The sequence below is a fragment of the Dysosmobacter acutus genome, assembly GCF_018919205.1.
Classification (GTDB): domain Bacteria; phylum Bacillota; class Clostridia; order Oscillospirales; family Oscillospiraceae; genus Oscillibacter; species Oscillibacter acutus.
Genome location: NZ_JAHLQN010000001.1, coordinates 734,811 through 760,431, shown reverse-complemented (window position 1 = coordinate 760,431; position 25,621 = coordinate 734,811). Strand labels below are relative to the sequence as shown.

At 60.3% G+C, this 25,621-nt stretch carries 27 protein-coding genes and 2 riboswitches; of the genes, 9 read left to right on the top strand and 18 right to left on the bottom strand.

The window, feature by feature from the left end; translation table 11 throughout:
• Window positions 1-30: 30 nt before the first annotated feature.
• Entirely contained in the window at window positions 31-249 is a 219-nt protein-coding gene (locus KQI82_RS03545; RefSeq protein WP_216558835.1) for a helix-turn-helix domain-containing protein, read from the bottom strand.
• A 74-nt stretch (window positions 250-323) separates the two neighbouring features.
• Here KQI82_RS03545 and KQI82_RS03540 point away from each other — a divergent pair, with 74 nt between their 5' ends.
• The gene (locus tag KQI82_RS03540; RefSeq protein ID WP_216558832.1) at window positions 324-578 is read left to right on the top strand and encodes a hypothetical protein; all 255 of its coding nucleotides are present in this window, start codon (window positions 324-326) and stop codon (window positions 576-578) included.
• Here the strand turns inward: KQI82_RS03540 and ybaK are convergent.
• The 6 genes from ybaK to radC form a co-directional block, all read right to left on the bottom strand.
• A complete protein-coding gene (gene ybaK, locus KQI82_RS03535) occupies window positions 522-1,034 on the bottom strand; it encodes a Cys-tRNA(Pro) deacylase (RefSeq protein WP_216558829.1) in 513 nt (170 codons plus the stop codon). The two genes, KQI82_RS03540 and ybaK, sit on opposite strands and share 57 nt — an antisense overlap.
• Before the next feature lie 5 nt (window positions 1,035-1,039).
• A complete protein-coding gene (locus KQI82_RS03530; RefSeq protein ID WP_241426602.1) occupies window positions 1,040-1,918 on the bottom strand; it encodes a DMT family transporter in 879 nt (292 codons plus the stop codon).
• Between the two features lie 15 nt (window positions 1,919-1,933).
• Window positions 1,934-2,689 (bottom strand): hypothetical protein, encoded by a 756-nt coding sequence (locus KQI82_RS03525; protein WP_187333036.1) that lies wholly within the window; start codon window positions 2,687-2,689, stop codon window positions 1,934-1,936.
• Window positions 2,689-3,069 carry an MmcQ/YjbR family DNA-binding protein gene (locus KQI82_RS03520; RefSeq protein ID WP_216558827.1) on the bottom strand — a complete coding sequence of 127 codons (381 nt, stop codon included), beginning with the start codon at window positions 3,067-3,069 and terminating at the stop codon, window positions 2,689-2,691. The genes KQI82_RS03525 and KQI82_RS03520 overlap by 1 nt, the downstream gene beginning before the upstream one ends.
• 87 nt (window positions 3,070-3,156) lie before the next feature.
• Window positions 3,157-5,127, bottom strand: coding sequence for an excinuclease ABC subunit UvrB (uvrB, locus tag KQI82_RS03515; RefSeq protein ID WP_216558823.1), 1,971 nt, complete (start codon window positions 5,125-5,127; stop codon window positions 3,157-3,159).
• 36 nt (window positions 5,128-5,163) lie between these two features.
• Window positions 5,164-5,841, bottom strand: a complete 678-nt coding sequence (gene radC, locus KQI82_RS03510) for a RadC family protein (RefSeq protein WP_216558820.1) — start codon at window positions 5,839-5,841, stop codon at window positions 5,164-5,166.
• 234 nt (window positions 5,842-6,075) lie between these two features.
• A riboswitch (M-box (ykoK) riboswitch) is annotated at window positions 6,076-6,237 on the top strand.
• Window positions 6,238-6,368: 131 nt separating this feature from the next.
• Here radC and mgtE point away from each other — a divergent pair.
• From mgtE to KQI82_RS03480, 6 genes are all read left to right on the top strand, one after another.
• Window positions 6,369-7,757: a magnesium transporter gene (gene mgtE, locus KQI82_RS03505; protein WP_216558817.1), complete on the top strand. Its 1,389-nt coding sequence runs from the start codon at window positions 6,369-6,371 to the stop codon at window positions 7,755-7,757.
• Window positions 7,758-7,848: 91 nt separating this feature from the next.
• Entirely contained in the window at window positions 7,849-8,412 is a 564-nt protein-coding gene (locus KQI82_RS03500; protein WP_216558814.1) for an RNA polymerase sigma factor, read from the top strand.
• On the top strand, window positions 8,399-9,379 hold the full coding sequence (locus KQI82_RS03495) for a hypothetical protein (RefSeq protein ID WP_216558811.1): 981 nt from the start codon (window positions 8,399-8,401) through the stop codon (window positions 9,377-9,379). The genes KQI82_RS03500 and KQI82_RS03495 overlap by 14 nt, the downstream gene beginning before the upstream one ends.
• Before the next feature lie 105 nt (window positions 9,380-9,484).
• Window positions 9,485-9,676: a DUF1540 domain-containing protein gene (locus tag KQI82_RS03490; protein ID WP_216558806.1), complete on the top strand. Its 192-nt coding sequence runs from the start codon at window positions 9,485-9,487 to the stop codon at window positions 9,674-9,676.
• 108 nt (window positions 9,677-9,784) lie between these two features.
• The gene (locus tag KQI82_RS03485) at window positions 9,785-10,141 is read left to right on the top strand and encodes a TSUP family transporter (RefSeq protein ID WP_420908087.1); all 357 of its coding nucleotides are present in this window, start codon (window positions 9,785-9,787) and stop codon (window positions 10,139-10,141) included.
• On the top strand, window positions 10,138-10,518 hold the full coding sequence (locus KQI82_RS03480) for a sulfite exporter TauE/SafE family protein (protein ID WP_338148939.1): 381 nt from the start codon (window positions 10,138-10,140) through the stop codon (window positions 10,516-10,518). Before KQI82_RS03485 ends, KQI82_RS03480 begins: the two co-directional genes overlap by 4 nt.
• A gap of 28 nt (window positions 10,519-10,546) precedes the next feature.
• Here the strand turns inward: KQI82_RS03480 and KQI82_RS03475 are convergent, their stop codons facing one another.
• The 6 genes from KQI82_RS03475 to KQI82_RS03450 form a co-directional block, all read right to left on the bottom strand.
• Window positions 10,547-11,275: an ABC transporter ATP-binding protein gene (locus KQI82_RS03475; RefSeq protein ID WP_216558803.1), complete on the bottom strand. Its 729-nt coding sequence runs from the start codon at window positions 11,273-11,275 to the stop codon at window positions 10,547-10,549.
• Window positions 11,272-12,057 carry an ABC transporter ATP-binding protein gene (locus KQI82_RS03470; protein ID WP_216558800.1) on the bottom strand — a complete coding sequence of 262 codons (786 nt, stop codon included), beginning with the start codon at window positions 12,055-12,057 and terminating at the stop codon, window positions 11,272-11,274. The genes KQI82_RS03475 and KQI82_RS03470 overlap by 4 nt, the downstream gene beginning before the upstream one ends.
• A 32-nt stretch (window positions 12,058-12,089) precedes the next feature.
• Window positions 12,090-12,899: an ABC transporter permease gene (locus tag KQI82_RS03465; RefSeq protein WP_216558797.1), complete on the bottom strand. Its 810-nt coding sequence runs from the start codon at window positions 12,897-12,899 to the stop codon at window positions 12,090-12,092.
• Complete coding sequence (locus tag KQI82_RS03460; RefSeq protein ID WP_216558794.1) at window positions 12,892-13,845, bottom strand: ABC transporter permease; 954 nt, start codon at window positions 13,843-13,845, stop codon at window positions 12,892-12,894. The genes KQI82_RS03465 and KQI82_RS03460 overlap by 8 nt, the downstream gene beginning before the upstream one ends.
• An 18-nt stretch (window positions 13,846-13,863) precedes the next feature.
• The gene (locus KQI82_RS03455; RefSeq protein WP_216558792.1) at window positions 13,864-15,417 is read right to left on the bottom strand and encodes an ABC transporter substrate-binding protein; all 1,554 of its coding nucleotides are present in this window, start codon (window positions 15,415-15,417) and stop codon (window positions 13,864-13,866) included.
• A 150-nt stretch (window positions 15,418-15,567) separates the two neighbouring features.
• A complete protein-coding gene (locus KQI82_RS03450; RefSeq protein WP_216558789.1) occupies window positions 15,568-16,803 on the bottom strand; it encodes an AI-2E family transporter in 1,236 nt (411 codons plus the stop codon).
• Window positions 16,804-16,963: 160 nt separating this feature from the next.
• On the opposite strand from KQI82_RS03450, the gene KQI82_RS03445 reads away from it, so the two are divergent.
• Window positions 16,964-17,854, top strand: coding sequence for a diacylglycerol/lipid kinase family protein (locus KQI82_RS03445; RefSeq protein WP_216558787.1), 891 nt, complete (start codon window positions 16,964-16,966; stop codon window positions 17,852-17,854).
• Window positions 17,855-17,911: 57 nt separating this feature from the next.
• On the opposite strand, the gene KQI82_RS03440 is transcribed toward KQI82_RS03445, so the two are convergent.
• Together KQI82_RS03440 and KQI82_RS03435 are read right to left on the bottom strand one after the other, a co-directional pair.
• Window positions 17,912-18,844 (bottom strand): alpha/beta hydrolase, encoded by a 933-nt coding sequence (locus KQI82_RS03440; RefSeq protein WP_216558784.1) that lies wholly within the window; start codon window positions 18,842-18,844, stop codon window positions 17,912-17,914.
• Complete coding sequence (locus KQI82_RS03435; protein ID WP_216558781.1) at window positions 18,835-19,857, bottom strand: PhnD/SsuA/transferrin family substrate-binding protein; 1,023 nt, start codon at window positions 19,855-19,857, stop codon at window positions 18,835-18,837. The genes KQI82_RS03440 and KQI82_RS03435 overlap by 10 nt, the downstream gene beginning before the upstream one ends.
• A 150-nt stretch (window positions 19,858-20,007) precedes the next feature.
• On the opposite strand from KQI82_RS03435, the gene KQI82_RS03430 reads away from it, so the two are divergent.
• Window positions 20,008-20,349, top strand: a complete 342-nt coding sequence (locus KQI82_RS03430; RefSeq protein WP_216558778.1) for a cupin domain-containing protein — start codon at window positions 20,008-20,010, stop codon at window positions 20,347-20,349.
• Between the two features lie 57 nt (window positions 20,350-20,406).
• Here KQI82_RS03430 and KQI82_RS03425 read toward each other — a convergent pair whose 3' ends face one another.
• The 3 genes from KQI82_RS03425 to KQI82_RS03415 all read right to left on the bottom strand — a co-directional run bounded on the left by KQI82_RS03425 (window position 20,407) and on the right by KQI82_RS03415 (window position 25,063).
• Window positions 20,407-20,955, bottom strand: a complete 549-nt coding sequence (locus KQI82_RS03425) for a YcxB family protein (RefSeq protein ID WP_216558775.1) — start codon at window positions 20,953-20,955, stop codon at window positions 20,407-20,409.
• Between the two features lie 124 nt (window positions 20,956-21,079).
• Window positions 21,080-21,460, bottom strand: coding sequence for an Hpt domain-containing protein (locus KQI82_RS03420; RefSeq protein ID WP_338148938.1), 381 nt, complete (start codon window positions 21,458-21,460; stop codon window positions 21,080-21,082).
• 3 nt (window positions 21,461-21,463) lie between these two features.
• Entirely contained in the window at window positions 21,464-25,063 is a 3,600-nt protein-coding gene (locus KQI82_RS03415) for a response regulator (RefSeq protein WP_420908086.1), read from the bottom strand.
• Window positions 25,064-25,339: 276 nt separating this feature from the next.
• Window positions 25,340-25,562: riboswitch (cobalamin riboswitch) on the top strand.
• The last annotated feature ends 59 nt before the right edge of the window (window positions 25,563-25,621 follow it).

The following is a 25,621-nucleotide window of genomic DNA, read 5'->3' as shown; positions in this document are numbered from 1 at the left end:
TCTCCTTTTATTGTAAGCCTGACCGGCGGATCACCGCTCGTCCGTCCGGCCCAGTAAATAGTCCGTGGTTACGCCAAAATAGTCTGCCAGAAAGCACAACGTCAAGGTGGGAATATTGATTTTTCCCTTTTCCACACGCTGATAATGGGCCTGCGTCACATGGAGAAGTTCTGCCACGTCGGCCTGACGCATGTGTTTTTCCCTGCGCAGGGCGCAGAGCCGCTCCCCCATCGATTTTAGTGTTTCCATAAAATCCCCCTTGGCATATGATCTTTTATGCCGTATAATTCACATTGCATTAAATGTAATATGAGGTGATATCTATGCGCCCGGTCTATGCAAAGCTGTTTGATACCTACGGCGACTCCCTTCTGCGGGAGGCAGAGGTCTACGACGAAAAGGAGCTCAGCGGCCTCCTGGACACGATGGCTGTAGACCAATCCACCAGGCTTGACCTGCTCAACGCCTTTTTCGACTGCTATTACCGCTGGTCCGCGGACGCCTTTGCGGCGGGCCTCCACTTAGGACTCAGCCTGCTCCACGACGAGGTCCGCCGAACCCGCCCCCAAGAGCGCTGAGAGCGCGTGGGGCTCCACCTCAACCTGTACGCCGATTTTTCCGGCGGAGATGAAGATGGTCTCATACCCAAGGGCCGTCTCATGGAACACGGTGGGATAGCGCTTTTTCATGCCCACCGGGCTGCATCCGCCCCGGACATAGCCGGTGACGGCATTGATCTGGGCCAGGGGAAGCATCTCCACGGACTTCTCCCCCACCGCCCTGGCGGCCTTTTTCAGATCAAGCGTCTCCGCCACCGGGATGTCGAACACATAGACTCCCCCGGAGGCGCCCCTTGACACCAGCGTCTTAAAGACCCGGCCCGGGTCCTCGCCCCGCCTTAGGGCCACGTGGAGTCCGTACTCCCGGGTGTGGTCCGGTCCCTCCATCCCATCGTAGGTATGGACGGTGCAGGGGATTTTCCGCTGCTCCAAAATCCGCACCACGTTGGTCTTTTCTTCCTTCTGTTTTTCCACCGCGCTCACCTCAAAATATACACGCCCGCCAATACGCACACAATGCCCGCAACGGTCAGCACGCCCATGGGCTCGCCGAATACCAGCACCCCCACAAGGGACGCCGCCACCGGCTCCACGCTGGCCATGATGGAGGCCTTGCCCGCCTCCACCCGGGAAAGGCCCCAGGTGTAGAGCAGGTACGGCGCAACAGTGGAGCACACCACCAGCCCAAGGGACAAAAGCCACATCTCAGGCTGGGAGAACCCAAGGGCCAATTCCTCCGGCCGGAGGAACACCAGCGATCCAATGCCGCAGAACACGAAGGTCCACACCGTGACGGTCATGGAGGAGTAGTGGCTGAGGGCATAGCGGCCGAACACGCTGTAGAGGGCGTAGAAAAATCCGGCGCCTATCCCAAGCAGGATGCCGCCGGCCGTGACGGTCGCGGTGCCGGAGAAAAGCCCTGTGACGCAGGCGCAGCCCAGGAGCGTCAGCGACAGGGCCAGCAGCTTCTTTTTCGTCACAGGCTCCTTCCACAACACCGCGGACAAAATCACCACAATGGAGGGCGCCGTGTAAAGCAGGATGGAAGCCACCGCCAGGGAGCAGATCTCTTGGCAGGAAAAATAGCAGAGGGTGAACAGCACCACGCTGACCACGCCTGTGCCGAAAAAGTACTTCAGATGACAGCGTTCCACATGGAATACACTACGGTCCCGGAGGGCAAAAATCAAGAGTAAAAGCAACAGACCGCCAAAATTCCGCACCACCACAATGCTGTAGGGCGAAAATCCCCCGGCCATCAGATTGCGGTTCCACAGGCCGATCATCCCCCACAGCGCGGCCCCTGCCAAAATGGCAAGATAGGCGCTGGCCAAGCCCTGCTTTTTTGTCTCTTCCAAGCCGTTTCCCTCTCTTTAAACAAAGATTCCCAATGTTTTGATATAGGCCGCCAGCAGGATGACCGTCAGCACCAGCCAGCTGAAGTACTGCATCCCGATGTAGAACTCCGTGGGTTCCGGGTTCCGGACGGAAAAGTGGTAGCGCCAATGGAACAGCGCCATGGGAAATGCCGCATCCGCCATCACCAACAGCGTTAAAAACACCATCACCGCATAGAGTCCCCAGCTTCCCCGAACCGCCTCCTCCGGCCCGAAGGCAAACTGGAGGATGCTGGGGATGGCCGTTTCATAATCCGCCCAGGGGTCTCCGCCGGTGGAAAACCCAAAATGGATCAGTTCACTCATGGCAAGTTCTCCACTGCTGTCAAACAGCATGCCTGGAACGCCGTCTATCTCCCGCTCCGGATCGTAGGCCCCCTCAAAGAGCAGGGTATCGTTGCGGTAGATGCGGATGCCGCTGTAGGTGCCGTATTCCGTCTTCACCGATTTGAGCGGATACTCCACCCGGCAGAGGTCGTGAACCAGCTCTCCGATCTGAACCTCCACTGTAGTCACGCCCGCGCCGGCAGTGACCGTGATCTCCACCGGCTGGCCGTCCACCGTGCCGAAATAGTCTGCGCGCTCCGGCCCCACCATATAGTGCAGCAGCTGATCCCGGAACGCCACGCCGGGCTGGCTGCGGAAATAGGCCGTCAGCGCGCCGAAGACCAGAATCATGGCGGCCAGCGCCACCAGCACGATTTTTTGCAGCAGGTTCCGCTCTTCCCTCATCACATCTCCTCCTGTATCTCCCGCTGAACGTACTTGGGCAGCTTTTTAAGCACCAAGCGGTAGGACTCCTGGCAGAGGCGGCGCAGCACATCGTCCGGCAATTCGCCGTCCAGCAGCACGGCGATCCAGGCGCGCTTGTCGGTGTAAAATCCGGGCAGCACCTCGCCATACCGGGCCTGAAGCAGCTCCGCCTCCCGGGGGTCGCACTTGAGGTTCACCAGGGAATGGCCGCCGTAGAGGCGGTACTTCTCCTCAGGCGAGCACACCGCGGCAAAGAGCTTACCCCGGATTTTATACCGGAACCACTGCCACTCCACCTTATAGTCCTTCTCCACTCCCGGCAGGGAGAGCAGGTATTCGTCCAGCCAGTCATAGCGCATCTGAATCTTCCTTTCCGGCCCGAAAGCCCCTTGCGGCTTTTTTCTTAATCGGCTGAGACCAGGCCCGCCGCGGCGCTCCGAAGTCTGTCACTTCTCCCCCCGCAGCTCGATGATCCGGTCACGCAGCACCGCCGCGTACTCGAACTCCAGCATCTTGGATGCCTGGCGCATCTCCTTTTCCAGTTTGGCGATCTCCGCCTCCCGCTCCTGCTGGCTGAGCTTGCGGTGACGCCGGGCCCGGAGGGTATCCTCCTCCGCGGTTTTGGAGATCTCCAGCACCTCCCGGACGCCCTTGATGATGGTCTTGGGCACGATGCCGTGGGCCTTGTTGTATTCGTCCTGAATCTCCCGGCGCCGGGCGGTCTCCTCCATGGCCGCGCGCATGGAGGGCGTGATCTCGTCGGCGTATAGGATGACCAGTCCCTTGGCGTTGCGGGCCGCCCGGCCCATGGTCTGGATCAGGGACGTCTCGGAGCGGAGGAACCCCTCCTTGTCCGCGTCCAGCACCGCCACCAGAGAGACCTCCGGCAGGTCCAGCCCCTCCCGCAGCAGGTTGATGCCCACCAGCACGTCGAACTCGCCCAGGCGCAGGTCCCGGATGATCTCCATCCGCTCGATGGTCTGCACGTCGGAGTGCATGTAGCGGACCCGGATATCGGCGCTGCGGAAGTATTCGGTCAAATCCTCCGCCATCTTTTTGGTCAGCGTGGTGACCAGCACCCGCTCGCCCTTGGCGGCGCGGAGGTTGATCTCGGCGATCAGGTCGTCGATCTGCCCCTCCACCGGGCGGACCTCCACCACTGGGTCCAATAGCCCCGTGGGCCGGATCACCTGCTCCACGATCTGACCCGCCCGCTCCCGCTCATAGGGGCCCGGCGTGGCGGAGACGTAGATGGCCTGATTGACGCGCCGCTCAAACTCCTCGAACTTCAGCGGTCGGTTATCGTAGGCGCAGGGCAGGCGGAAGCCGTACTCCACCAGGGAGTCCTTCCGGGCGTGGTCGCCGTTGTACATGGCCCGCACCTGGGGCAGCGTCACGTGGGATTCGTCCACAAACAGGAGAAAATCCTTGGGGAAGAAGTCCAGCAGCGTCATGGGCGCGCTGCCGGCGGGCCGGTCGGAGATGACCCGGGAGTAGTTCTCGATGCCGGTGCAGTAGCCCAGCTCCGTCATCATTTCCATGTCGTACTCCGTCCGCTGGCGGATGCGCTGGGCCTCCACCAGCTTGTCGTTGTCCGTGAAATACTTCACCCGCTCCTCCAGCTCCCGGCGAATCTCCCCCACCGCCCGGTCCATCTTGTCCTGGGTGGTGACATAGTGGGAGGCCGGGTAGATGGCCACATGGTTCAGCACCCGGGAGGCCGCGCCGGTGACGGGGTTAAACTCGCTGATGCGGTCGATCTCGTCGCCGAAGAACTCCACCCGGATGGCCCGGTCCTTATAATAGGCGGGGTATATCTCCACCGTGTCCCCACGGACCCGGAACATGTTGCGCTCAAAGGCGATGTCGTTGCGCTCGTAGCGGTCCTCCACCAGGCGGCGGAGCAGCTCGTCCCGGTTCCACTCGGCCCCGGTGCGCAGGGAGATCATCATCTTGGCAAAGTCATCCGGCTCGCCCAGGCCGTAAATGCAGGAGACGGAGGACACCACGATCACATCCCTCCGCTCCAGCAGCGAACAGGTGGCGGAGAGGCGCAGCCGGTCGATCTCATCGTTGGTGGAGGCGTCCTTTGCAATATAGGTGTCGGTGTGGGCGATATAGGCCTCGGGCTGGTAATAGTCGTAGTAGGAGACAAAGTACTCCACCGCGTTGTTGGGGAAAAACTCCTTGAACTCGGCGCACAGCTGGGCGGCCAGGGTCTTGTTGTGGGCCAGCACCAGTGTGGGCCGCTGGACCTTCTCGATGACCTTGGCCATGGTGAAAGTCTTGCCTGAGCCGGTGACGCCCAGGAGCACCTGTTCGTTCAAGCCGTTCTCCACGCCCGCGGCCAAGGCCGCAATGGCCTCCGGCTGGTCGCCGGAGGGCTCATATTCAGAAACCACCTGAAACTTTGGCATATCGTTCAATCCTCCGCAGTTTGTAATCCGTTTTTCTCAAAGGGGCAGGTATCCCGATTCCGCCATGGACACAAAGTCCTCATCCGCCACAATGATGTGATCCAGCAACGGAATGTCCACCGCCTCCAGGGCCTTTCGCACCTGGATCGTGGCCGCCACGTCCTCCTGGGAGGGCAGGGCCACTCCACTGGGATGGTTGTGCCCAAGGATCACGCCGGAAGCGCCGGTGAGCAGCGCGTTCTCCACAATTTTGCGGAGGTTGACCGGCGCCGCGCCCACGCTCCCCTCGGAGAGCTGGCGGCAATTGAGAAGCTTTCCCTTGCGGTCCAGGCAAAGCTGATAGAGCTTTTCCGTGGTTTCTCCCGCAAGGCGCTCCATCAGATAGCGCCCGGACTTGCGTGTGGTGTTCAGCACGGTTTCATTCTCCGCCGCCGAGCGCTTCACCCGGCCGTATACCCTTGGAACGAGGTGAATCAGCGTGGCCGCGTTCCGCCCCACGCCCTTTATCCGGCAAAGCTCCTCCACCGGCGCGTGAAATACCGCGTCCAGCGTGCCGAAATGCTCCATCAGCAGGTGGGCCGTCTCATTGGTGTCCCGCCGGGGAATGGCGTAAAAGAGCAGCAGCTCCAGAACCTCATGGTCGGCAAAGGAGTCCAGCCCGCTGTTTAAAAACTGCTCCCGCTTCTTCTCTCTGTGTCCGTCGTGAACGCCCATTCCGCTCTCCTCCGCCCCAAGTTTTCATCGAATGCTCCCTTTGCAAAAGGAATATGTTATTATACCACACGAACAAATGTTTGGCAAGTGGCTTTTGTATTTAAAAATTCCTTTTTCCTCCTGAAAGGACGCTATTTTGTTAACTTTACCCCCTTATTTTTGAAAAATGTACAATTTTGATGAAAGCAGGGTTGACATGGTCAAAATTTTGGCATAGACTGAAAAAGTAAAGTGAATACTGTCCGGTAGGTAAGGCTACCACAGGGATATGGGTTGCTGCCGCAGAGTGATGGAGACATCATGAGAGGGTTTGAACAGGCGATATCGAAATCAAGGTATCATCTAATGCAACTGCACCGCCTTGTGAGGCTAAAGCTTGAACGGTGGAATGGTCGCTTTTGGGCGGCTTTTCAGGGTATTTCCCCAATCGCGCCGGACGGAAGCGATTGGGGCATTTTTGTGCGCAGCGCGATCCGTATTTCGCGGACCCCGGCGCACAAACTACGTTTGGAAAGGAGGAGGCGCGCATGTTTGACTGGGAAACCGAAAAAGCAGAACTGCTGAAAAAAATCGAGGAGTTGATGGAGCGAAAGCGATACGCCCAGCTGCGTGAGATGCTTCTTCCCATGGAGGCGGCGGATATCGCGCTGCTGATGGAGGAGCTGCCGGAGGAGACCATGCCTCTGCTGTTCCGCCTGCTGCCCAAGGAGTTAGCGGCGGAGGTCTTCGTGGAGCTGGACTCCGACGAGCAGGAGCTGCTGATCTCCGGCTTTTCCAACACCGAGCTCAAAGAGGTGTTGGATGAGCTCTATCTGGACGACACCGTGGACATCGTGGAGGAGATGCCCGCCAACGTGGTCAAGCGCATTTTGAAGCACTCCGATCCGGATGTGCGCAAAAGCATCAACGAGATATTAAAGTACCCCGAGGATTCCGCGGGCAGCATCATGACCACGGAGTTCGTGGATTTGAAGCGGGATATGACGGTGGAGGACGCCTTCAAGCGCATCCGCCGCACCGGTCCGGACAAGGAGACCATCAACGTATCCTACGTCATCGACGCGGGCCGCCACCTCATCGGGCTGGTCTCCATCCGCACGCTGCTGCTGGCGGAGGAGGACGATGTCATCGAGGACATTATGCAGACCAGCTTCGTCTCCGTCTCCACCCTGGACGACCAGGAGCTGGCCGCCCGGTCTCTGAGCAGATACGGCTTTCTGGCCCTGCCCGTGGTGGATACGGAAAACCGCCTTGTGGGCATTGTCACCGTGGACGACGCCATGGACGTCCTCCAGGAAGAGGTGACGGAGGACATCGAGAAGATGGCCGCCATCACGCCTTCCGACAAACCCTATCTGAAGACCGGAATTTTGGAGACCTTCAAAGCGCGTATCCCCTGGCTGTTGCTGCTGATGATCTCCGCCACCTTTACCGGGCAGATCATCAGCAGTTTCGAAAACGCCCTTGAGGCCTTTGCCGTGCTCACCGCCTACATCCCCATGCTGATGGACACCGGCGGGAACTGCGGCTCCCAGGCGTCGGTGACCGTGATCCGCGGCATCTCCCTGAGTGAGATCGAATTCTCCGACCTTCTGCGCGTGATCTGGAAGGAGATCCGCGTCTCCGTCCTCTGCGGCGTGGTCCTGGCGGTGGCCAACTTTGTCAAGCTGATCCTGGTGGACCGGCTGCTGTTTCAGAATCCGGCGGTGACGCCCCTGGTGGCGGCGGTGATCTGCCTGACCCTGGTATGTACGGTGCTGTGTGCCAAACTGGTGGGCTGCACGCTGCCCATGCTGGCCAAAAAGTTAGGCTTTGACCCGGCGGTGATGGCTTCCCCCTTCATCACCACCATTGTGGACGCCATTTCCCTGCTGATTTATTTCCAGTTCGCCCATATGCTGCTGCATATCGGATGACAAACCGCCGGCGGCTGAAAATAAGCCGCCGGCTTTTTTTGTAAGATCGGCCTTCCAACCGGTAGTTATCTGTATAGAGGGAGGTGGAACCATGGAGGACACGCAGATCATCGCGCTGCTGTTCGAGCGGTCGGAGCGGGCGGTGGAGGAGCTGGCCGCCAAATACGGCGCACTGCTGCGCCGCATCGCGTCCAACCTGCTGCCAAGCGGGGAGGACGCCCAGGAGTGTGTCAATGACACGTATCTGGCCCTCTGGAACGCCATCCCGCCCAAGAGGCCCGACCCGCTCTGCGCCTATGTGTGCGCTGTGTGCCGGAATCTGTCGCTGAAAAGGCGGAGGGACAATTCGGCCCGCAAGCGGGACAGTTCCTTTGACCGCTCCATGGAGGAGCTGGCGGAGACTCTGGGAGCCTGTTCCACGGAGAGGCTCTGGGCGGCAAGGGAGTTGGGCCGGGAGATCGACCGCTTTTTGGATACGATCGACCGGGAGAGCCGGGTGCTCTTTGTGCGCCGGTACTGGTTCGGCGACTCTGTGGAGGAGCTGTCCATGGCCTTTCACATCTCGAAAAACAATGTGTCCGTCCGGCTTTCCCGCATTCGGGAAAAGCTGCGGCATCATCTGACGGAGCAGGGGGTATACGATGGATCGAACTGATTTGGCGGAGGCCATGGGCTTTTTGAGCTCCGCCCACATCGCCGAGGCCGCCTCCTATGAAAAAAAGCCCCGGGCCTTCCGCATGGCGGCCCTTGCCGCCTGCCTCCTCCTGCTGGCCGCGGCGGTGTTCGGCGGAGGCAAGCTTCCCTTCCAGACCGCCGCTTCTTCCTCCGCCGGCTCCGCAACGGCGGAGGCGGTGTACGGCTTTGTCCTGAACGACCGGCTCTACCTTCCCATCACCTTTGAGCAGCGCAAGGAGTTCGGCTTGGTGCCTGAGGACGCCGTGGGGCTGGCGGAGGAACATCGCTTCCCGCCGACGGAAGCGGACCTTGGCCAACGGATCGGCTATGCCGGGCAGAGCGACGATCCCGCCCTTGTGGGCGCGGCCGTCTACCGCTGGGCATCCCTTCCGGACAACGACCGCATCTGCGTGGCGGAGATCGCCCAAGGACGCTACGGCTACTTCGTCTTTGCCTGGAGAACCGACGTGTCGGAGTCCGGCGCGTCCTCCACGGAGATTTTCGACGCCTACGGCATCAGTCCAGACTCGGTACAGTCCATTGAAGTGACCACCGGCGGCGACCTCCCGGTGATTGTCCTCTCCATCAAGGAGGACATCTCATTTTTGTTGGACCTCTTTTCCGGACGGGAGGACATGGGCGCCGAGGCCCACGAACAGCGTTTTGCGGATTTATGGTATGAGACCTACGGCACCCGGGAGGTTTATCTGAACGGGGATTCCATGCACTACGACGGGCTGGACAAAAACGACTGGACCATCTACGACCGGGCCCACAAGCTGTGGAACGGCCATCAGCGGCAGCTGCTCCTCCATCTGAAAAACGGCGATCAGCTGTATCTTCTCTACAATCCGGCGGTGCGGTCGCTCTCCATCCACAACAGCTTTTTTGATCTCAGCTTGGAGGAGTGCGCGGAGCTGAACAGCCTTTTGGCGGTGGAACGATGAGCGCGGCGATCCTGACAATCGATTTTTGACGCGCATATTTTGACCGTCTGCGCACAGACTATGCTTTGGCGAAAGCCAAAACATTTTCTTCAGGAGGAACCTTCCATGACGAAAGATTGCACCAACGGCGGCTGCGCCTGCACTCCCAACACCAGCATCAAGTGCACCGTGAACAACTGCGCCAACCACTGCCAGGAAGCCGACTACTGCGGCCTGGATTCCATTATGGTGGGCACCCACGAGGGCAACCCCACTGAGAACCAGTGCACCGACTGCAAGAGCTTCAAGCTGAAGTAACTGTCCTTTTCCGACAGCGGGAGAGTGTGCGTGAAAGCAGAGACCTTCCCTTCTTTCACGCCTTCTCCCGCAGAACATACCTCTTCGCCCCGCCTACATAGTCTGGAGGTGAACGCATTGAGCGATGTGTGGAAGGCCCGGCTGGCGGGAGCATCCGCGGGGGCGGTGAACGGACTTTTCGGCGGCGGAGGCGGCATGATCTTTTTACCTCTCTTGTCGGGCCAGCTGAAGGACCGGCGGCTCTTCGCCACCTGTGTGGCGGTGATCCTGCCTATCTGCTGTGTATCGGCGGCCGTGTACTTTTTACGCGGGGGGCTTTCCTTCCTGACCGCGCTGCCCTATCTGGCGGGCGGGGCGGTGGGCGGCTTTGTGGGCGGCCGGTTTTACGGGAAAATCCCCACCATCTGGCTGCGGCGGGCCTTTGGGCTGTTCCTGCTCTACGGCGGCGTGCGCTACCTCCTGTGAAGTGGGTGCTGCCGGCCCTGTGCGGCGCCTTCACGGGGATGGTCTCCTCCTGGGGGATCGGCGGCGGCACGCTGCTGCTGCTTTTGATGACCCTCTTTTTGGACGTGCCCCAACAGACCGCCCAGGGCATCAACCTCCTGTTTTTCCTGCCCACCGCCGCCGCGGCGCTGTACTCCCACTGGAAAAACGACTTTTTGGATAAGCCCACCATCCGCGCCGCGGCCCCCTGGGGCGTGGCGGCGGCGCTGGCGTGCTCCTGGATCGCCACCGCCGTGGATGTGGAGCTGCTGCGCAAGCCCTTTGGCCTATTCCTGCTCTATGTGGGTGCAAATATGCTCTGGAAGAGCTTTCAGAAGGACAAAAAGGATGGAGCCTGAGTCAGGCTCCGTCCTTTTTCGTGGGTTTTTATTGGGCCGCCGCCAGCAGCTGTTTCGTGTAGGGGTGCCGCGGGTGGTCAAAGAGCTCGTCCACCAGGCCCTCCTCCACAACGGCGCCGTTTTCCATCACCAGCACCCTGTCGCACAGCTGGTAGACCACATTGAGGTCGTGGGAGACAAAGAGGAAGCTGAGGTTCAGCTCCCGGCGCAGGTCCCGCAGCAGCCCTATAATCTGGGCCTGGATGGTCACATCCAGGGCCGAGACCGGCTCATCGGCAATCAAAAACCGGGGCCGCTGGATCAGCGCCACGGCAATGGACACCCGCTGGCGCTGGCCTCCGGAGAGCTCGGAGGGGCTGGACCCCAGCACCTCCTCTCCCAACTCCACCCGGTTCAGGATGTCCCGCACCCTGCGGCGCCGCTCCGATGCGTCATACTTGCCATAGATGCGCAGCGGCTCCTCCAGAATCCACTCCACCGTCCTTGCAGGGTTCAGGGAGCTGTAGGGGTCCTGAAAGATCATCTGGGGCCGCTTGGTGTAGTGGATCACTTCCCCCGCGTCCGGGCGGACCAGGCCCAAAATCACCCTGGCCAACGTGGACTTGCCGGAGCCGGACTCTCCTACCAGACCCAGAATTTCCCCCTGGCTGACGGTAAACGACACGTCCCGCAGCACCTCCTGTCGGCTGCGGGAGAAGCCGCGGCGGCGGTAGCTGCTGAACACATGGTCCACCTTCAGCACCAATTCCTTGTTCACGGCTCCCTCCTCTCCCGCCTCGGGATAGCGGCGATCAGTTTTTGGGTATAGGCGTCCCGGGGACTGGCGTAAATCCGCTCCGTCTCCCCCGCCTCCACAATATGGCCGCGCTGCATCACCACCACACGGGAGCACAGCCTGCGCACCACCTGCAGATTGTGGGAGATGAACAGCATGGAGATGCCCTGCTCCCGGTTCAGCTTTTTCAAAAGCTCCAGAATCTGGGACTGGGTGGTCACGTCCAGGGCCGTGGTGGGCTCATCCAACAGCAGCAGCTTGGGCCGGGTCAAAATGGCCGCGGCGATCATGGCCCGCTGGAGCTGCCCGCCGGAGAGCTCATGGGGGTACTTGCCGTACACGGTTTCCACATCGCCAAGCTCCACCTGCTCCAGGGCGCGAAGGGCCGCCTGGCGCCGCTCGGCGGGAGAGGCGTCGGTGTGGATGCGCAGCGCCTCCTCCACCTGGGGTCCCACCTTCATCAGCGGGTCCATGCAGCTTTGGGGTTCCTGAAAGACCACGCCGATCTCCCTGCCCCTCAGGCGGCGCATCTGCTGTTCATTCAGGGTCAAAAGATCGGTGCCGTCCAACAGGACGCGGCCCCAGGCGTCCGCCTTCTCCCGGTTCAAAAGGCCCGCCGCCGTCATGGCTGTCACGGACTTGCCGGAGCCGGATTCCCCCACCAGGCCCAGAATCTCCCCGTCCTCAATGGAGAAGCTGATCCCGCCCACGGCCTGGCGGTCCCGGGCATGGAACTTGACGTGCAGGTCTTCAATTTTCAGCATTTCTCCACCTCCCGTTTCAGCTCACAGGGACGCTATCCCTCTCTGCCCCTGCGCTGCAGTCCCTCGCCGATGAGACCCACGCCCAGAATCAAAAGCACAATGGTGCCTCCGGTGCACAGGGCATACCAGGGTGAGGCGGAAAGGTACTGCTGAGAGTCGGAGAGCATGTAGCCCAGGGAGGTATCCGGCAGCGTGATGCCAATCCCCAAATAGCTCATGGACGCCTCCGCAAGCACCACGTTGTTGAATCCGATGGTGACGGCGGGCAGCAGCACCGCCCCTGTGTTGGGCAGGATGTGCCTGAGGAGGATTCTCCCGCTGTGTGCCCCCATCAGCCGGGCGCTGATCACATAGTTTTTATCCCGGCAGGCGGCAAAGGCCGAGCGGGACATGCGGGCATAGCTTGGGATGAAGACAATCCCCAGTGCTAAGATCAGATTGATTTTTCCCGGGCCCAGCACGGAAATCAGCACCAATGCCAGCAATATGCTTGGAAAGGCGGTGATCACGTCGTTGAGCCGCATCAGCCCCCGGTCCAGCCAGCCGCCGAAATACCCGGTAAATGCGCCCAATGTGACCCCCACGCCGCCGCCGATGGCCAGGGCGCACAGCGCCACAAAGAGCGTGGTGCCGCCGCCCTTGAGCACGCGGCTGAAGATGTCCCGTCCGAAGAGGTCCGTGCCGAAGAGGTGGCGGAGCGAAGGAGCCAGGTTCTTCTCCGTCCCGTTCATGGCCGCGGGGTCATAGGGCGTCCAGAAATAGCCGATGACAAAAAGCGCCAGCAGCACGCCGGTAAGGGTCACTCCCCAGAAGAGGTAGTGCTGGGTCTTGCGTCTATTCATGATCCGCCTCCAGTCTCAGCCGGGGGTCGACGCGCTGGTTGATGAGGTCCGCGGCCGTGTTCACCGCCACCACCCAGAAGGCGATCAGCACCACGATGGCCTGGGCCACGGGGAAGTCCCGGCCGGAGATGGAGCCCAAAAGGAGTCTCCCCAGCCCCGGAATGGCGAAGACCTGCTCCACCACCACGCTGCCCGCGGCGATCTCCGCCATGGTCTGGGCCAGGAAGGTCACAAGAGGCACGGCGGAATTTTTCAGCACATGGCGGTACAGGAGATAGCGGCTGTCACCGCCCCGGGAGATTGTGGTGCGCACATAGTCCTTATGCAGCTCCGCAAGGATGGTGCCGCGCATCATCCGCACGCACATCGCCGCCCGGGGCAATGCGATGGAGAGGGCCGGCAAAACAAGGTAGCCCAGAAAGCCGGAGCGGCTTTCACTCCACGGCACGTATCCGCCGGGGGTGAACCAGTGCAGCACCAGGCCGAAGAGCCAGGTGAACAAAATCCCGGTGAAAAAGGGCGGCACCGCCATGACAATCTGGTTCAGCACCGTCAGCCCCCGGTCCACCGCGCCGCCGTGACGGCGACCGGAGAAGATGCCAAGGGGCACTGAGAGCCCCGCGATCATCAAAAAGGCCATGGCCGTCAGCACAGCCGTCACCGGCAGCTTCTGGCCCACCAGCTCCGCCACCGGCACGCTGTAGCTGTAGGAGGTGCCCAGATTACCGGTGAAAAAACCGGCCAGCCATTCGCCGTAGCGCGTGAGGAAGGGCCGGTCCAGCCCCATCTCATGGCGCAGCTCGGCCACCTTCTCCGGCGTGGCCTGAGTGCCTAACATCTGGGTGGCCGGGTCGCCGGAGAGGACCTGGAAGGCCAAAAAGGCAAAAAAGGAGACGGCCACCATGGTGATGAGCAGCATGGCAAGCTTGCGCGCCGCATGTTTCATGGTCGTCGCCTCCTCAAATTATCCCGCGTAGCCCACAGTAGACAGGTCCATCACATAGATGGGATAAAACCGGTAGCCCTCCAGGTCCTTGGAAATGGCCACCAGGTCCGCCATATCCTGGATGTAGGCGTTGGCCGCGGTCTCGGTGAGCACCGTCTCCATCTGCCTGTAGAGCTCCGTCTGCTCCTGATCGTCCCCGGCGGTTATGGCCTGGGCGAAGAGCTGATCGTACTCGGGGTTCTTATAGTTGATAAAGTTGTCGCTGGCGTTGCTGGTAAAGCGCTCTAACATGGCCCGGGCCGTCATATTGGCGGCATCCACGCCCACCACCGTGGACTGGAACTGGCGGTCGGTGTAAACCCGGGACACCCAGGTTCCCCAGTCCACCCGCTCGATGGTTGCGGTGACTCCCACCGCTTTCAGCTGCTCCACCAGCACCTGGGCCGTATCCACATGGGGCTGGTAGTTGGACGGCACGGTAATGGTCATTTCGAACCCATCCGGATACCCTGCCTGAGCCAGAAGCTCCCTTGCTTTAGCGGGATCACAGGTATAGTAGTCGTTGAGCTCCTCCACAAAATACTTGGCGAATGCCGGGTACATGGAGCTGCCCACCTCTTTGCCGTGGCCGTCGGCAATCATATCCATCACCTGCTGGGGATCCACGGCATAGCTGAGGGCCTGCCGTACCAGCTGGTTGTCAAAGGGCTTTTCCGCGTTGTTCAGGTACAGGGCCTGGACCAGGTTCATGGTGCCCTCCAGGATATTGAACCCGTCCCCAAGCTGAGCGGCCTGGTTGGCCGTCAGATGGGCGCACAGGTCGATGGCGCCGCCCTGCAGGGCCAGCACCAGCGCGTCCGCGCTCTCCATAATCTTAAAGGTCACCTTGCCGAGGGCCGCCTTGTCGCCCCAGTAGCCGTCAAAGCGCTCCAGCACAATGGAGTCCTGGGCGGTTCGGGAGACAAAGCGGAAGGGGCCGGTTCCCACGGGGGCGGTGTCCTGCTCCGTGTAGTCCTTGGGCAAAATTGCCGTGGTCAGATAGGACAGAAACTCATTGTTGCGTTGATCGATGGTGATGACGACCGTGCGGTCGTCGGCGGCCACTGCCGACTGGATAACAGAAAACGCCGGGACCAGGGGCGTTTTGCCCTCCGAGTCGTCGGCGCAGCGTTCAATGGATGCGATTACATCGTCCACAGTTACTGCCCGTCCGTCGTGGAACCGGATGCCTTCACGCAGGGTAAAGGTATAGACCGTTCCATCCTCGGACACCTCACAGCTTTCAGCAACCGCGGGGACGAGTTCTCCGTCGGGGGTGGGCTTTACCAACCCCTCGAATACGTTAAACAAGATCTCCTTGGTTCCTGCATACACCGCAAGGTGCGGGTCAAGACTGTCGTCCAGATCTTGAGCGATACCCACGGTGATCTCATCACTTGGGGTATCCTCGGCAGAGCCGATGTCCGTGCTTGCTTCCGGACCTGCTTCCGTGCTGCCGCCTCCACAGCCAAGGAGTGCAGCGCACATGGCAAGAGCCAGAAGAAGGGACACGATGCGTGTCAGATTCTTCATCTTGCTCCTTTCCCCGCGTTCAGCGGGAGACATCGTTCTCTACATTCAATTGTATGCCGCCGCAGCCGGTCCGATCCAAGACCGGCTGCGGCAACACCGCGAATTTTACACGAGTGGTCTCAAAAAAGCAAGAGGGTTTGCAAATTTCCCCTATTTTTTTTCATCCTCAGGCGGAGCGGGAGTCGGCTCCCGGTGCAGATCGGAGGTATAAAAGGTGGTGTCCACCGGAAGATCTCTTTTCCGCAGGCAATAGTTGGTGTACGCGCCCACGGCGGTATACAAACAGGCGAAAATGGGCACACCGAAAAACATGCCGGGAATCCCGAAAAAGCCGCCGCCCACCAGGATCGCCACAATCACCCAGAAGCTGGAAAGGCCCGTGGAGTCCCCCAGAATCCGGGGCCCGATGACGTTGCCGTCCACCTGCTGGAGCACCAGCACAAAGAGAATGAAATAAAGGCACTTGATGGGGCTGACCAGCAGAATGAGAAATGCGCTGGGGATGGCGCCCAAAAACGGCCCAAAGAAGGGGATCACGTTGGTGACGCCCACCACCACGCTGACCAGCGGGGCATAGGGGAACTGGAACCAGGAGGAGAAGACGAAGCAGATGATGCCGATGATCAGCGAATCCAGCAGCTTGCCCCGGACAAAGCCGCTGAAGATGCGGTCCACCCGGCGCAGGCCCCGGAGCAGCCATCCGGCCTGCTTTTCGGAAAACAGGGCGTAGACCATCTTGCGGCTGCTGGCGGCGCAGCCCTCCTTGGTGGCCAGCAGGTAGATGGACACAATCAGCCCGATCAGCAGATTTTTTGCAAAGGTCAGGACCGACACAATGCCGCCGGTGACGGCGCCCAACAGCTGCTGGGCCTGGGGCACCACCTTCTGGGTCAGCCAGGTCAGCAGGTTCTGATAGGAGGCGTCCAACTGTGCCATGACCCACTTCTCCACATCCGGGTTGCTCTCCAGCAGGTCGTTGACCCATTTGTACACGGTGTTGTAGTAGGTCTCCGCGTTGTTAATCAGGATCAGAATACTCTTGTACAGCTGGGGCAGAAGGATGGACAGCAGCAAATAAGCAAGGAAAAACACCAGGATCATAGTCAGCAAAATACTGATGGCCCGGGCCACGGGGGAACGGAATTTTCCCTTCCGGGCGCGGCACAGCCGCTCCGGCAGGAGCCGCTCAAAGTAATTCACCACCGGCGAGAGCAGATAGGCGATGAAAAAGCCGTAGAGCACCGGGGCCAGAATCCGCAGCAGCCTGCGCAGAAAGACGACCAGCGTCCCGGTGGAAAAGAAGGTGTCGTACAGCAGCAAGATGGCGCAGACGGTTAAAAATGCCGTCAGGCCCCATTTCACATATACATTGTCCCGTCGTCTCATTGGCTCTCTCCGCCTTTTCCCAAGATTTTTTGCTTTTATCCTATCATAAGCGATTTGCAAAACAATTGCAATAGCGCGGTCCCTGTGCTACAATATAGAAACTTATTGTACCGCAGGCACTGCGTGCCGCTTTTTGCGAAAGTGAGGCTTGTTCGATCCCATGGTGAAAAAGCTGCTGTTCATTGTCAATCCCAGAGCAGGCCGGACCAAGTCCCGGGCGCCGCTTTTTGACGCGGTCTCTCTTTTTTCCGATGCGGACTTTCTGGTCTGCGTCCGCTGTACCGCCGCCCGGGGCGATGCCACCCGCTTTGCCGCGGAGGAGGGTGCCGGCTACGACGTGGTGGTCTGCAGCGGAGGAGACGGCACCTTGAACGAGACCATGATGGGCCTGATGCAGTTGGACAGGGAGAAGCGCCCCCTGTTGGGCTACCTGCCCCAGGGCAGCACCAATGACTTCGCCTCCAGCCTGAACATCTCCGGCAACCCCGTCACCGCCGCCCGCGCCATTGTGCGGGGCAACTCCCGGGTGTTGGACGTGGGGAAATTTCAGGACCGCTGCTTTGTCTATGTGGCCTCCTTCGGAGCCTTTACCAAAAGCTCCTACTCCGCCTCTCAGAGCGCCAAAAACGCCCTGGGCCATTTTGCCTATATCCTGGAGGGGATGAAGGACCTCAACACGCTGCGGCCCTATCGGGTCCGCATTGACGCGGACGGAGAGGTCTTTGACGGGGAGTATCTTTTCGGCGCGGTCTGCAACTCCACCTCCATCGGCGGCCTGATGCGGCTGGACCCGGAGAACGTGGTCCTGGACGACGGCAAATTTGAGCTTCTGCTGGTGCCCAGCCCCAAAAATCCCATCGAGCTGCAAAATCTGCTGCTGGCCCTTTTGTCCCAGCAGTATGAGCAGGGCGGCCTTGTTTTCCGCCATGTGTCCAACGTCCGCGTGGTGACGGAGGAAGAGCTCTCCTGGTCGTTAGACGGGGAGTACGCCCCCAGCGAACCCACGGTGGAGATTATGAACATCCAGGGAGCTCTGGACATCCTGCTCTGATCCGGACCTATTGCGTTTTACAAAAGGACGTATCCTGCTGTATAGGATACGTCCTTTTTATTCACAATTCTTCATAAAACGGGCAAGTTCCCTTGAATAGCCCTCCGGGTCCACGGCAAAGCTCATGCCGTGGTCCGCGCCCTCCACGAAAAGCAGCCGCTTTTCGCTGCGGCAGGCCTCGAAATTTCTGCGCGTCATGTCTCTTGGCACGAAGTGATCCCTGCCGCCGTGGACAAAAAGCACCGGAACCCGGATAGTCTTCATGGCCTCCAGGGTGGAGCGCTCAAAAAAACTCCAGCCCGCCAAGAGGCGGTTGATTCCGTTCACCACCCACAGCATGGGAAAGGCCGGCAGGTGCATCAGCGTCTTCAGCTCATGGCGGAGGATCTCCCCGGCGGAGGTGAAGCCACAGTCCGCCACCACGCCCTTCACATTCCCTGGCAGTTCCGCCCCCGCGGCCATCAGTACGGTGGTAGCCCCCATGGAGACGCCGTACAGATAGATGGGCTGTTCCGCCCCAAAACAGCGGTTGACCCAGTCGATCCAGTCCCGGCAGTCCCGCTGCTCCAGCGTGCCGAAGCCGATATACCTCCCCTGGCTTCTCCCGTGGGAGCGCTGATCCACCAGCAGCAGGTCGTAGCCCATGCGGTGGAGCTCCGGCGCGATCATGCAGAAGTCCTGAATTGGTCCGGATCGGTAGCCGTGGAACAGCAGCACCCATCCCCGGGACGGCCCCTCCGCCATCAGGCAGTCCGCCGTCAGCGTCAGCCCGTCGAAGCCCTCCATGGCCACGGTCCGGACGCTTTGGCTCTGAAGCCACCGCGCCGCTTGCAGCATGGGCATTGGATCAACGCCGCAGCGCCGGGCGCGGCGGCACAGCGTCTCCGCCGGATCGCGGACATCCTCCCGGCGGATCACGGCCTTTCGAAAGAGGGCCCAGCCAAAGGCCGCCAGTCCCGCCGCGGCCAGGGCAAGGGCGGCTATTCCCATGTCTCCCCCTCTGTGGTCAGCATCCGGCGCAGGGCGTCTATCTCCTCCGGCGCAACCGGCCCATAGGAATCATATCCACCCACTGTTTTTAGGAGAGCTCCGCCCTCCCCGGTCCGGGCCAGGGCAAGAAACGCCTCCCGGATGGCGTCGGTCAGCCGCTCGTCCTCCGCTGCGGCCGGCGAGACGGCGATCACGCCGGTGGGGATCCGCTCCGTCAGGGCAAAGGGCCTGAGCTCCTCCTTGATAGAGTCTGTCCGGCCAAAGCCGTGGGCGCCGCTTTCGCCCGTACGAGTTGCCTCCATGGTCCAGAGCTTGGCATATCCCTCCCGGAAGCCCTCCGGCAGGGCAATGACGTCCACTTCCTCTTCCGCCGCCCCACGCAGCAGCTCCTCATAGCTCCGGTAGGTCTTCACCTGCTCCAGATCGTCCACTGTGCCGCCCTCGTAGGTGTCCGCCAGCCACAGATTGGGCAGACGACGGCCGTACAGCGAATCCGTCTCAAGAAGCCCCCAGACGGCGTGGGTCAGCTCGGACCAGCCTAACCGCTCCGTCTCCTCCGCACGGTCCGCCAGGGCCCGTCCATAATCTGAGGGCGCGGTGCAAAGCTCCGTTCTTCCGCCCTCTGCCGGCGCCCCCAGAATGGGCCGGGACGCACCGGCCCAAAGCACACAGTCGGCGGCTCCCATCATCGCCGCGTCCACGCCGCCCTCCTTCAGGGCCGCGCCGGTGGCGCTGGCGGAGGTGCCGATGGTGACTCTGACCCGCTCCGCCTCCGCGCCGCTCTCCTTCAGGGCGGCCTTCAGCAGCTCCGGCAAAGAGGCGGCCGCCTCCAGCAGCGCATCGGCGCCGGCACCGGAACACAGTTCAACCCGCAGTTCTTTGATTTGCAGTGGCTCCTCCCGCTCCGCTCCGGAACCGGACGCGCCGCCGGAGGATGCTCCCCCCTGCCCACAGCCCGCAAGAAGCGGGCAGAGCAGCGCGGCGCTGATAAACCAGGCAATGTATCGTTTCATATCGGCCTCCATGCGCGATTCTCAATTTCTATGGACATTTCTCCCGCATTTGGTAAAATAGGGAGAGAATCTATGTTGGTATTGTAGCACATCCGTCCGGACGCCGCAAGGCGGCGCCACCCAGGCCGGATCATGGAAAGGAGTTTCACTATGGTAAAAAAAGAGCTTCCCCGCCGTGAAAAGGAGGGCGTCCAGGGCGGCCGGGGCGTCATCGAATTTTCAGACCTGGCCTCCATCGACGAGACCTACGGGCACGTCCGTCTGTTTTCCACCTGTACGCTGCGCCCGGGATGCAGCATCGGATACCACACCCATGAGCAGGAAACGGAATTCTACTACATCCTCCAGGGGGAAGGTGTGGTCAGCGACAACGGCACGGAGCTGATCATGCGCCCGGGGCAGGTGATGTCCACCGGCAACGGGCAGGGGCACAGCATTGAAAACCGATCCCAGAGCGACCTTGTGTTTCTGGCCATGATCGTCACGGCCTGAGCCGCGAAAAAGAGGGAGTCCATACCTGCCGGTATGGACTCCCTCTTTTCATTCAGATCATTTTTTCCTTCCCATCAGGTCAGGCAGCGTGAGGGAAAGGATGCCCTTGGACTTCTTCCACTCCAGGCCGCAGGCCCTGGACAGCGCCTCGCGGAAGTCCTTCTCCTCCCTGGGCCGGATAGTGCTCTTATCCACCACAAAGCCGGACTTGTCCTTCAGGAAGAGAAAGAAATACAGCGGGTCCTCATTGAGGAGCAGCACGTCGGAGTAGAGCGTGACGGTTTCCTTCCCCTCGTAGACGGAGAGCATTCTGGTCTCATAGAAGGTGTAGCTCATGGACGGAAACTTGCCGTCCAACTGCTTGATGAGCTGTCTTGCGGCCTCTTTGCCCGGATGGGCCACAAAGGGCAGGACCCAGCAGCCCAAAAACAAAAAGGCCATCCGTAGCACAATGTGGTATGTGCTCATCATGCCGATGGTGAGTCCGCCCACGCACAGGACGATCTGAATGGCCAGCACCTTCTTGTTGAACGCAAGGTAGTGCTGCTTCATCAGCCGCTGGATGGAGTCCTCTGTATTTTGTATGGATGCGGTGTATGTCTTCATGGCTGTCCTCCATTTTGTTCCATTCCGATTCAGGGAGCATGATACCATCATAAAAAGAGACGGTGTTTGTGTCAAGGGGCCGCGCCTTTCCCTCCGCTCCAGTCCGGACCGCTCGGCAGAAGAGTCAAAGCGTCCCGCCCTGCCGCCGGGCCTCTTTCAGCTGCTCCAAAAAGGCGTCCGCCCGGCGGAACTCCTCCCGGATGCGCTGATACATCTGCGCATAGTCCTGCTCCTTCCGGTCGCGCAGCGGCTCCACAATGACGCACACTGCCTCATAGAGCGGCGTCAGGCCCAGGTTGCCCGTAACGCCCTTCAGGGTGTGGGCGGCCTCAAAGGCGGCGGTCAGGTCGCCGCGCTCCAGCGCCTGTCCCAGCTTCTGCAGGTTGTCGTCCTGGAAGAGCATGTGCAGGAACCTCAGATACATCTCCTCATTTCCCAAAAAGCGGCTCATGGTCACCTGATAGTCCGCGCCATAGGCCTCAAATATCTCCTGAACGCTCCGCACCGTTTACTCCTCCTCTCCAAAAATAAAATCGTAAAGCGTCTGATAGAGCCGCTTCGGATCGATGGGCTTGGCAAGGTGGGCGTTCATCCCTGCGGCCTTGCTCTTTTCGATGTCGTCGTCAAAGGCGTTGGCGGTCATTGCAAGGATTGGGACGGTCCTGGCGTCGGCATTGCTCAGGTGGCGGAGGTTGGACGCGGCGGTCAGCCCGTCCATCAGGGGCATCCGGATGTCCATCAGCACCGCGTCATAATACCCCTCCGGCGATTTGCTGAACAGCTCCAGCGCCCGCAGCCCGTTCTCAGCCGTATCCACGGCAAAGCCTTTATTTTTCAGCAGCAGCACCGCCACCTCCGTATTGAGGGCATTGTCCTCGGCCAGCAGAATCCGCTTTCCTGTAAAGTCAAAGTCCGTTTCCTCCTGACGCTCCCGCTCTTCCTTTTCGCCCAGTGCCTTTGAGAACGCGGAGACGATGGAGGATTTGAACATGGGCTTGCTCATCAGCAAATTGACCCCGGCCATCTTTGCCTCGTGTTCAATGGGAATCCAATCGTAGGCGGTCATAATGATGATGGTGACCTCCGGGCCCACCACGGCGCGGATGCGCCGCGCGGTTTCGATCCCATCCATCTCCGGCATCTTCCAGTCAATGAGGATCATGTCATAGTGCTTCCCCTGCTCCCAAAGGGCGCTCACCTGCTCCACCGCTTTGCGCCCGCTGTCCACCCATTCAGCCTTGACCCCCATTTGATGGAGGATGACCACGGCGCTTTCACAGACGCTCACATCGTCGTCCACCACCAGGGTTTTGAGATGGGAGAAATTATAAGTCTGTTTTTTCTGGTGGCGGCGCAGCTCCTCCTCCGTAATGCCAAGCTTCACATCCACCGTAAACTCCGTGCCCACGCCTTTAATAGAGCGCACCGCGATCTTTCCGTCCATCATGTCCACAATGCTCTTGGAGATGGCAAGACCCAGTCCGGTGCCGCCGTACAGCGCGGTGGTGCCCGTGGACTCCTGGGAGAAGGGCTCAAAAATATGCGGCAGGAATTCCTCGCTCATGCCTGTTCCTGTGTCGTTGATCACAAAGCGCAGCTCGGCGCTGTTTTTTGTCTTCCTCCGCTGGGCGGCTGAGAAGGTAACCCGCCCGCCCTCGGCCGTAAATTTCACCGCGTTGCCTAAGATGTTGACCAGCACCTGCTGAAGCTTCATGGCATCTCCCATGTAGTAGTCGTCTAACACCGGGTCCACGATGCACTCATAATCCACTCCCTTGGCCGCCGCCTGGCCGTAGCAGATGGAGTTGACTCCGTTGAGAAACTCCTCCATGGGAATCTTTTCATTTTTCAGCAGCATCTTCCCGCTCTCAATCCGGCTCATATCAAGGATGTCGTTGATAAGGGACAGGAGAAAGCGGGAGGAGATGCCGATTTTGGAGATGCAGTCGGCCACCTGCTCGTCGTCTCCGATGGCTTGGGCCGCGATGGTGCTCATGCCGATGATGGCGTTCATGGGGGTGCGAATCTCGTGGCTCATGCGGGAGAGGAAATCCGTCTTGGCGGCGTTGGCCTGTTCCGCGGCCACCAGGGCGGCCGCCAGCTCCTCCTTCTGCCGCTGCTCCTGCCGGACCACATCCGTCACGTCGGAGCGGGCCATGCAGACCCGGCCCAGCTCCTTGTTGATGTAAAATACCTTGACCCGCTTGACCCGAGGCTCGCCCTGTTCGTCCTTCATCTCCACAAGAAACGAATAGGCGTTTTGGTGCTCCAGCGTTTTTTCCATGTACCCGTAATCCAGCTTGCTCAGGTATTCCCTCCGGGCCTCCCCGCCCATAAACCGGTCGGCTATTTTTCGGATTTCCTCCTGGAAACGGCCCTGGCGGGGAATGGTGTCGGCGCGTCCTCTGTCTGCGGAGACCACCCAGTGGGAGTCGCGGGGAATGTCGATGTCCGTGATCACATCGTAGTCCAATTCCGTCAGCTGATTCAAAAGCTGCTCCTGAATCTTCCGCTCCGTCACATCCTCGGTATAGAAAAAGAGCAGCACATCCCGGGTATCCGGATTGAGATAGGTTCGCATCTTCGTGCTGCCCCAGAACATGGTGCCGTTGTTTTTCCAGCGGAGGAAGTCAAAGTGGTACTCCGTCCTTCCGGAGGCATAGTCCGAGAGCACCTTCTCCCGCTTCAGCGCCCGATAGAGTTCCGCCCTCCGCTCGGGATCCACGGCGGAATCCGACAGGTTGGCGATGGTCTGGTCGTAGGAGTCCCCGATCCGGGCCACAGCCACATCCGCCGTGGACAGGTAATTTTCCGTCCGGTTGCGGGTGACGTTGATGGTTCCCTGGATAGAGCCCTCCGCCGAGGCCATCCGGGCAAAATAGGACCACTCGTTCTCATAGAGCTCCCACATCCGTTTCCGGAGGGCCTTTTCCTCGGTGATGTCCACAAAGACACAGTAAAAATACGGTTCTCCATCCTCCAGAAACAGCTGGGCATTGATGGATATCCACCTCACCGTGCCGTCTTTGCACACCAGCCTGTTTTCGTTGTGGATGGTGGCTCCGGAGCGCAGCTGGGTATTGAGCTTATCCGCCATCCCCGCCAGATCCTCCGGATGGATCACAGCGGACATGCGGTTTCCCATGGCCGCAAACTCCTCCCGGCTGTAGCCCACGAATTCAAAAAGGCCGTCGTTGGCGTCAATGATGGAGAAGTCCTCGTCAAAGCGGCAGCGGAACACCGCGCCGGGGATGTTGTTGTAAAGCCGCAGCACCTCTTCCTGGGCCCTCCGCTGTGCCGTGATGTCGATGCACACGGATACGATGGCATCGCGTCCGTCCTCGGCCCGGACCCGCCGCCCCTGGTCGTGGACCCAGATGTGGGAGCCGTCCTTTTTCCGCATCCGGTATTCGACCACATATTCCTCTCCCCGCCGCAGCTGCTCCGCCACCGAGGCATCCACCATCTTCCGGTCCTCCGGATGCATGCAGTTGGAGATCAGGCCGCCGATATCGGCGACAAACTCCTCCTCCGTCTCATATCCCAGATAGTCCAGCATCCGCCGGTTGATAAAGTAAAAGGGGAAGCCCTCCCCTATGTAGCCGCCCATCATGCCCCCGGAGATGGAGTCGCTCAGTAGCTGCTGGCGCTGCTGGGCCATGCGCTCCACCACCAGCGTCTGGGGGTAGTGCTCACCCGGGCGCTGGCTGCCCCCCGGCTCCGCAAAGTGGAGTTCGCAGATCTTCCACAGTTCCCCGCCCTCCCAGCGCAGGGTGAAAAATCCCCGCAGGTGCCAGGTGTAAATCGTATTTTTCAAAGACATCTCCATGGAGAGCGCCCGCAGGCCGTCGGCCAGGTGTGCGTCCTGAATCACCTGCAGTTCACAGGAAAAGGGCTCCGGAATCTCCCGGATATCCTGCCGGACATATTCGGCCATCTGGTCAATCCCCCGGGCGGTCTCCTTTTCCCCGGTGCCCACAAAGCACACGTCCGGAGAAAAGAAGGCGACGGTCTCCTCCGCGCTGCGCCGCTCAAACCAGCTGCGGCAAAAGGATCGCAGGGTCTGTTCCGCGCTCAATTGACTTTTGTTCCACTCTGTTTTTTCCATGGTCAGCATCGCCTCTATCATCGGAATTGATCGTGATTTCGCCGCGCGGCGAAATCACCGGTATCTGCCCCGGTTATAAATACTGCAAAATAGAGCTTGACTTCAGCGCCGGGCGGCTGTGATCCGCCGGCGCACAAATAGGCATTTTATAGGATTTATTGTAGCACACCCGGACAAAGCGTGCAATCTTTCTGCTGATTTGATTCTTTTTTATCTCCACAGAGCATCCAGGCCGGCAAAGCGCTTTACAGTATTCATAAAATATGGTATTCTTGGAGCAATTCAATGCTTCTTTGTGACCCCGGCGGCGAGGAACCGCCGGGGGTGGACAAGGGAACCGGGTGTGAACCCCGGACGGTACCGCCGCTGTATGCGCCGAGGCCGTGTCCGTCGGCGAAAGCCGGTCACTGGGCTCAGGGCCTGGGAAGGCAGGGCACGGCTGCGAAAGACCTCTTTCAAACGCGCGAGTCAGAAGACCTACAAGGAAGAAGAACAGCTTGCCGGCCAGTGGCCCGCAGGCTTTGTTGGCATGGGAAAACGGCCGTGGCAACCGCTCTT

Coding starts and splice junctions, on each gene's coding strand:
- KQI82_RS03545 (WP_216558835.1), bottom strand. CDS start 249: ATGGAAACACTAAAATCGATGGGGGAGCGGCTCTGCGCCCTGCGCAGG.
- KQI82_RS03540 (WP_216558832.1), top strand. CDS start 324: ATGCGCCCGGTCTATGCAAAGCTGTTTGATACCTACGGCGACTCCCTT.
- KQI82_RS03525 (WP_187333036.1), bottom strand. CDS start 2,689: ATGAGGGAAGAGCGGAACCTGCTGCAAAAAATCGTGCTGGTGGCGCTG.
- KQI82_RS03520 (WP_216558827.1), bottom strand. CDS start 3,069: ATGCGCTATGACTGGCTGGACGAATACCTGCTCTCCCTGCCGGGAGTG.
- uvrB (WP_216558823.1), bottom strand. CDS start 5,127: ATGCCAAAGTTTCAGGTGGTTTCTGAATATGAGCCCTCCGGCGACCAG.
- radC (WP_216558820.1), bottom strand. CDS start 5,841: ATGGGCGTTCACGACGGACACAGAGAGAAGAAGCGGGAGCAGTTTTTA.
- mgtE (WP_216558817.1), top strand. CDS start 6,369: ATGTTTGACTGGGAAACCGAAAAAGCAGAACTGCTGAAAAAAATCGAG.
- KQI82_RS03500 (WP_216558814.1), top strand. CDS start 7,849: ATGGAGGACACGCAGATCATCGCGCTGCTGTTCGAGCGGTCGGAGCGG.
- KQI82_RS03495 (WP_216558811.1), top strand. CDS start 8,399: ATGGATCGAACTGATTTGGCGGAGGCCATGGGCTTTTTGAGCTCCGCC.
- KQI82_RS03490 (WP_216558806.1), top strand. CDS start 9,485: ATGACGAAAGATTGCACCAACGGCGGCTGCGCCTGCACTCCCAACACC.
- KQI82_RS03470 (WP_216558800.1), bottom strand. CDS start 12,057: ATGCTGAAAATTGAAGACCTGCACGTCAAGTTCCATGCCCGGGACCGC.
- KQI82_RS03465 (WP_216558797.1), bottom strand. CDS start 12,899: ATGAATAGACGCAAGACCCAGCACTACCTCTTCTGGGGAGTGACCCTT.
- KQI82_RS03460 (WP_216558794.1), bottom strand. CDS start 13,845: ATGAAACATGCGGCGCGCAAGCTTGCCATGCTGCTCATCACCATGGTG.
- KQI82_RS03455 (WP_216558792.1), bottom strand. CDS start 15,417: ATGAAGAATCTGACACGCATCGTGTCCCTTCTTCTGGCTCTTGCCATG.
- KQI82_RS03450 (WP_216558789.1), bottom strand. CDS start 16,803: ATGAGACGACGGGACAATGTATATGTGAAATGGGGCCTGACGGCATTT.
- KQI82_RS03445 (WP_216558787.1), top strand. CDS start 16,964: ATGGTGAAAAAGCTGCTGTTCATTGTCAATCCCAGAGCAGGCCGGACC.
- KQI82_RS03440 (WP_216558784.1), bottom strand. CDS start 18,844: ATGGGAATAGCCGCCCTTGCCCTGGCCGCGGCGGGACTGGCGGCCTTT.
- KQI82_RS03435 (WP_216558781.1), bottom strand. CDS start 19,857: ATGAAACGATACATTGCCTGGTTTATCAGCGCCGCGCTGCTCTGCCCG.
- KQI82_RS03430 (WP_216558778.1), top strand. CDS start 20,008: ATGGTAAAAAAAGAGCTTCCCCGCCGTGAAAAGGAGGGCGTCCAGGGC.
- KQI82_RS03425 (WP_216558775.1), bottom strand. CDS start 20,955: ATGAAGACATACACCGCATCCATACAAAATACAGAGGACTCCATCCAG.
- KQI82_RS03415 (WP_420908086.1), bottom strand. CDS start 25,063: ATGGAAAAAACAGAGTGGAACAAAAGTCAATTGAGCGCGGAACAGACC.